The organism is Mesorhizobium sp. M7A.F.Ca.CA.002.09.1.1, assembly GCF_003998555.1.
In the GTDB taxonomy this organism is placed as follows: domain Bacteria; phylum Pseudomonadota; class Alphaproteobacteria; order Rhizobiales; family Rhizobiaceae; genus Mesorhizobium; species Mesorhizobium ciceri.
The window spans coordinates 1-1,413 of sequence record NZ_RZRR01001169.1 but is presented as its reverse complement, the minus strand read 5'-3'; the positions used below and the strand labels follow the sequence as shown (position 1 = coordinate 1,413).

Annotated in this window: 3 protein-coding genes; 1 reads left to right on the top strand and 2 read right to left on the bottom strand. The window is 63.8% G+C overall.

The annotated features are described in order from the left end of the window. A partial coding sequence (locus tag EN994_RS31445; protein WP_206530545.1) for a 3-keto-5-aminohexanoate cleavage protein occupies positions 1-131 on the bottom strand: 131 nt, incomplete at its 3' end. A 207-nt stretch (positions 132-338) separates the two neighbouring features. Between EN994_RS31445 and EN994_RS31440 the strand changes: the two genes are divergently transcribed. Then, a complete protein-coding gene (locus EN994_RS31440) occupies positions 339-533 on the top strand; it encodes a hypothetical protein (protein ID WP_024501638.1) in 195 nt (64 codons plus the stop codon). Positions 534-587: 54 nt separating this feature from the next. On the opposite strand, the gene EN994_RS31435 is transcribed toward EN994_RS31440, so the two are convergent. After that, positions 588-1,413 (bottom strand): EAL domain-containing protein (locus tag EN994_RS31435; protein ID WP_164746412.1); only part of this gene is annotated, 826 nt, incomplete at its 5' end.

Here is a 1,413-nt window from a genome sequence, read left to right as displayed (position 1 = left end):
TGGATATGCAGTTCGGCCGCTCCAGCGGCGACGCAGGCTGCCGCATCGCTGGCCATTGCCTCGGCAGTCAGCGGCAGCTTCGGGTGGAAATCGCGCGGACGCGCGCCGTTGATGCAGGCCTGGACGATCATCGATGTCACCTTGCGCAAGGGGCCGCAGTGTAGCTGTGCGGCGTTGAAACTGCCAATCTCCCCCTCGTAGGGGAGATCGGCAGCTTCAACGCCGCGCGTCTGCTCACAACATTCGGCGGCATTTGAATAAAAGCCGCTTGTGGATATTTACCCGGCGTTCCCTCGTCTCCGGCAAGCTCTTTTTAGGGCGGGATCATGGAGGGACCATTGACCAGCGATTTTTCAGCCGCCCGCATCCACCTCGAACGCGCCTATCATTATCTGCAGGGCAATGACGAGACGAGCCGTGCCGCCTGTGACGCGCTCGATCTGTTGATCGAAGCGGTGACGGAGGCGCAGCACAGGCGACCCGAGGCTGGAGTGCTGGAGTTCCCGCAATCGACGGCGCGGCGAACCGGATAGAAAGTGTCGAGTTTCAGGCCAGTCCGGCCTGGCCTGAAACTCGCCGCACCCGGATCACGATGCCTTGCGGGCCGTCGCTCCCTTGGTTGCGCGCGCGACAATTCGCTCGAGCGGCTCCGGCCGGTGCAGCAAAAATCCCTGGCCGAAGGCGACCCCCATGTCGCTCAACATGGCCAGCGTGTCCTGCCGTTCGATCTTCTCACCGACCACGTCGCAGCCGAGGCTACGGGCAATGCTGGTGATGGCCAGCACGATCTCGCGGTCGAAGCGGCTTTGCGTGATGTGCTCGATGAAGGAACCGTCGATCTTGATCGTGTCGACGGGGAACCGCCGGAGATATTCGAACGAGCTCATGCCGGCTCCGAAATCATCGAGGCCGACCCGGCAACGCCGCTCGCGCGCCTTGCGCACGAACTGTTCGGCGGCATCGAAATTGGTGACGGCGGCGGTTTCGGTGATCTCGAAGCCGATGCCCGAATGCGGCGCCCCGGTTTCTTCTATGACGCTGTCGACGAAGTCCCAAAGCTGCGGATCGCTCAGCGTCTGCGCCGACAGATTGAAGCCAAGCGTCAGCGCCCCCGAACGCAAGGCGGCACCATGCCGCGACAGCGCGGTGCGGATGATCCAGCGGTCGAGCCGCGACGCGATGCCGAACCGCTCGGCCACCGGAATGAACTCGCCGGGTGGCACCAGCCGGCCGTTGCGTGCGGCGAGCCTGGCCAAGACTTCGACATGACGGCTTTCCTGCCAGGGACGGCCCAGAAGATGGATTTCCTGGCCAAACAGCTTCAGCCTGCCGTCTTCCATGGCATCGACGGTATCGGCGACGATGCGCGCCGCGTTGAGGCCACCCGAACCCGATGCCGTATCGGTGGAGAAG